Here is a 4,278-nt window from a genome sequence, read left to right on the forward strand (position 1 = left end):
ATTTTGGTGGTGCAGTACAAATGTAGGAAAAGGATTGTGGCGCGAGGAACTTTCTTATGCGAAAGGAATGCTTGAAGGCCCAATGCGTGATATGTTAATCGTAATGCTAGARTGGCATATYGGTATGAAAACAAAKTTTACAGTKAATRCCGGRAAGTTTGGWAAGCATTTCGARCAATATKTTGAAAAAGATRYSTGGGAGCARTTTARAAAGACATTTTCAAATGCAGAATATGAAAATATATGGCAGTCATTTTTTGTAATGGGAGATCTGTTTAGGGAAGTTGCGAACGAAATTGCTAACACATATGGATATCAATACCCGCAAGATGATGATGACAAAGTGACAAGCTATTTAAAACATGTGAAAGTTTTGCCGAAAGATAGTACATCGATTTATCCCGCATAAACGGGCAGTAAAACCCCCACTGATTAAAGTTTCACTTTATTAATTGTATAAAGCAGTAAGACTGTCCTAATTACGGACAGTCTTATTTTTGTTCATGAATAAGAATTTCTCTAACAAAGTACAGATGAATCACATATGAAATTTTAGGGAGGTTTTTATCATGTATTATTTTTACGCACCAGAAATGTTCGTTCCATTTCATTGGGGACTAGAACGAAATGTTTCGTATGCTTATATGCCATATCATTCATTTTATTATGGAAACTATATAGACGCAGTGCCGTATGTATTAAATGTTCCGCAAAATGATCAAGTCAAAGTGAAGGAAGAGRATCGRGGGTCATGGACACCWTTTTCRTGGRYYGAAAAATATGCGTATGCATTTTCAGGACCATACAATAAAGCRGAAGTRGCTCTTACATTTGATGATGGACCAGATTTAGTATTTACGCCAAAAATTTTAGATAAGTTAAAACAATATAATGTAAAAGCTACTTTTTTCTTACTTGGTGAAAATGCAGAAAAGTTTCCGAATGTAGTAAAGCGTATCGCGAATGAAGGGCATGTAATTGGTAACCATACGTATAATCATCCGAATTTAGCGAAAGTAAATGAGGCTGAATACCGTAATCAAATTATAAAAACGGAAGAAATATTAAATCATTTAGCTGGTTATGCACCGAAGTTTATACGTCCACCATACGGTGAAATACTTGAAAATCAATTGAAGTGGGCGACAGAGCAAAATTTTATGATTGTACAGTGGAGTGTTGATACAGTTGATTGGAAAGGGGTAAGTGCTGATACGATTACAAATAATGTGCTAGGGAATTCATTTCCAGGAAGTGTCATACTTCAACATTCGACTCCAGGTGGACATTTGCAAGGATCTGTCGATGCACTAGACAAAATCATTCCGCAGTTAAAAACGAAAGGGGCACGTTTTGTAACACTTCCAAGTATGTTCCAGACATCTAAAGAGAGAAAATGAAAATGTTAATAATTGGGATTTTAAGAGTTGTATAGTATAATGATAAGCTGGGAGTCCTATTTTTTTATAAACTATTTTTGTTTAGCGATTCTTGTCCTTGCACTATAACAAATTCATAGTATTCAAGATCATAAGGATAAATATCTTCAAATGTTATCGTTATCGGATTATTGTTTAAAACAGAATTAGTCGTTAAAGATGAAATCTCTCTTCTTAATAGTTGTAGAAAAGAAGTCGCATGTACTTTCATCACATCGTCTACTTCTTCACCTGGTGCAAATGGAAGTGGTTTTATTACATTGTGGAAATACATATGACAAAACTCACGATCAGTAAGGCTTGAAATTTCATAATCTATTTTATAGATTCCTTTGTATGTTAAATCATTCGTTTGGAAGGAAAGACCCAGTTCTTCCTCAATTTCACGTAGACCGCCAATTAGTACATCTTCATCATGCATAATATGTCCGGCGGATGTAATATCCCATATACCCGGAGCTTCTTTTTTATTATTAGAGCGTAATTGGAAATATAAGAACATATCCTCAGCATCTTTTTCTACAAACCAGCAATGAAATGTTTCGTGCCAATCACCGTCACGATGCACGTCATCACGTAATTTCTTTCCAAGTGTATTTCTTTCAGGATCAAATATTGTTAACCACTCTGTCATTTTAATTCCCCTTTCTGCAAATTTTATTATACAATATTTGTATTGAATTTTGGGAAAATAAAGAAAAAGGAGTGATTATTAGTGAAGATAGAGAATAAGGAAATAAAATCAATAATTTCAACTGAGGAAGAATTAAGACAAATATTGGGGCAACCAAGTGAACGGGCTTTGAAAAAAGTTATTTCATCACTTGATCACCATTGTGTAGATTTCCTGTCTAAATCGCCTTTTCTAGTATTATCTACTGCAAATAAATTCGGAGAGTGTGATGCTTCGCCGAGGGGAGACGCACCTGGATTTGTATATGTATTAAATGAAAATAAAATTATCATCCCAGAAAGACCGGGTAATCGTCGTATAGACTCTATTTTAAATATAATTTCAAATTCGCGCGTAGGGTTAATCTTTTTTATTCCGGGTCTTGGGGAAACACTCCGAATAAACGGTAAAGCATATATTACGAACGATGAAGAAATTTTGAAAGAAATGCAGGCGAATGGACGCAATCCGTTACTTGGAATTGTTGTTGAAATAGAAGAATGCTATATYCATTGTGCAAAAGCTTTTATWCGTTCAAAAATGTGGGATCCAGARTCRTGGTTAAATAAAAMAGAGCTACCTTCAGCASCGAARATGTTAWTRGAGCATGCGAAAGTGAATGCTTCAGAAGAGGAWGTTGCACGTTCTTTAGAAGAAAGTTATAGGGAAAGATTGTATTAAAAATTATTTTTTAAATATAGTGTTGAAGTATGAAACTCTAAACGTTTTAGAGTGAGACTTTAACTATGAATATTGTTAATTTGTATGTGATGAATATATGTGCAAGAGAATAAATCTGTATTAGATGATTTGTTATTTTAAAATATAATTATTCATATTCTTAAAAATTGTGAAGAAAAATAGGCTTGCTTTTTAAAAAGTTGATAACTATAATAAGTTAACAAATAGACATGAACGAAAAAGTAACGATAAGGACATGAGATGATTTTTACGGTTTACAGAGAGGGAAGACAAGGCTGTGAGCTTCCTAACACGAAAAATGATCTTACCACCTTTGAACTTCAATAGTGAACGAGTAATCTAGTAATTATTGACGGTATCAGCCGTTATCTGAACTTGAGCAATCTAGAAGAAAGTAAGTCTAGGTTGGAACAAGGGTGGAACCACGAAAACACATTCGTCCCTTTCCTAGGGATGAGTGTGTTTTTTTATTACTTTGAAAGGAGGTGCGGTAACATGAAACGATTAGTACGTACGGAAATAACCACCACCTGCATGATTAAAAAGCAGAGTAAGGTGATTCACAGGTGTAACAATTAAACTATTTAGGAGGAGATTAGAAAATGAATAATGTTATTAATGTTGGGGTATTAGGGTTAGGTACTGTCGGAAGTGGTGTTGTCCATGTTTTGAAAGAACATTATAAAAAAATCACTCTTGATACAGGATATGAAGTAAAGGTAAAGACAGTCGTTGTACGTGATTTGGAAAAGGAACGTGATGTTTGCATTGATGGAATCGTAGTAACAAGTAATGTCGATGAAGTTCTAAATGATTCAAATATTGATATTGTAGTAGAGGTAATGGGCGGAATTGAAGAAGCGAAAGAGCATATTGTKAAGGCTTTRCAAAGTAAGAAACATGTCGTAACAGCAAATAAAGATTTAATGGCYGTATATGGTGCGGAGCTTCTGCAACTGGCAAATAAAAATGAATGTGACCTATGTTACGAAGCGAGTGTAGCAGGTGGGATTCCAATATTAAGAGGATTATCAGACGGGCTAGCTTCAGATCAAATTGAAAAAATAATGGGAATCGTAAATGGAACAACAAATTATATGTTAACAAAGATGAGTCAAAATGGATGGTCGTATGAAGAGGCTTTACAGGAAGCGCAAAAATTAGGGTTTGCAGAATCAGATCCGACAGCGGATGTAGATGGRCTAGAYGCYGCGAGAAAGGTAGCAATTCTTGCAAACTTAGGTTTTTCGATGAATGTTTCTTTAGATGATGTTCAAGTTAGAGGTATTCGAAAGGTTGAAAAAGAAGATTTAGAGATGGCCGAAAAATTAGGATTTACWATGAAATTAATTGGTAAAGCTGAAAAACAAGGATCATCCATTCACTTAAGTGTAGAACCGACTTTATTACCAMRYCATCATCCGYTATCRAATGTKAATAATGAATTYAATGCGGTGTATGTTC

The 4,278-nt window shown here is 34.5% G+C and carries 5 protein-coding genes and 1 other annotated feature; of the genes, 4 read left to right on the top strand and 1 reads right to left on the bottom strand.

The genetic code is table 11. The features are described 5' to 3' along the window. Together AC1DJR_RS23240 and AC1DJR_RS23245 are read left to right on the top strand one after the other, a co-directional pair. Nucleotides 1-409: aminoglycoside 6-adenylyltransferase (locus tag AC1DJR_RS23240; protein ID WP_477003602.1), on the top strand; the 409-nt coding region annotated here is incomplete at its 5' end. A 160-nt stretch (nucleotides 410-569) separates the two neighbouring features. Then, on the top strand, nucleotides 570-1,400 hold the full coding sequence (locus AC1DJR_RS23245) for a peptidoglycan-N-acetylglucosamine deacetylase (RefSeq protein WP_477003603.1): 831 nt from the start codon (nucleotides 570-572) through the stop codon (nucleotides 1,398-1,400). A gap of 64 nt (nucleotides 1,401-1,464) precedes the next feature. Here the strand turns inward: AC1DJR_RS23245 and AC1DJR_RS23250 are convergent, their stop codons facing one another. Beyond that, on the bottom strand, nucleotides 1,465-2,073 hold the full coding sequence (locus AC1DJR_RS23250) for an NUDIX hydrolase (protein WP_002086146.1): 609 nt from the start codon (nucleotides 2,071-2,073) through the stop codon (nucleotides 1,465-1,467). Between the two features lie 81 nt (nucleotides 2,074-2,154). Here AC1DJR_RS23250 and AC1DJR_RS23255 point away from each other — a divergent pair, with 81 nt between their 5' ends. Together AC1DJR_RS23255 and AC1DJR_RS23260 are read left to right on the top strand one after the other, a co-directional pair. Next, nucleotides 2,155-2,793, top strand: coding sequence for a pyridoxamine 5'-phosphate oxidase family protein (locus tag AC1DJR_RS23255; protein ID WP_477003604.1), 639 nt, complete (start codon nucleotides 2,155-2,157; stop codon nucleotides 2,791-2,793). 236 nt (nucleotides 2,794-3,029) lie between these two features. Then, nucleotides 3,030-3,261: a binding site (T-box leader), on the top strand. A gap of 155 nt (nucleotides 3,262-3,416) precedes the next feature. Continuing rightward, nucleotides 3,417-4,278, top strand: an 862-nt coding sequence (locus AC1DJR_RS23260; RefSeq protein WP_477003605.1) for a homoserine dehydrogenase, incomplete at its 3' end; no start/stop codon positions are given.

The organism is Bacillus sp. 05T31 (genome assembly GCF_056396725.1).

What these genes read in the sequence shown, in the direction of transcription:
- AC1DJR_RS23250 (WP_002086146.1), bottom strand. Translation starts at nt 2,073, where the DNA reads ATGACAGAGTGGTTAACAATATTTGATCCTGAAAGAAATACACTTGGA.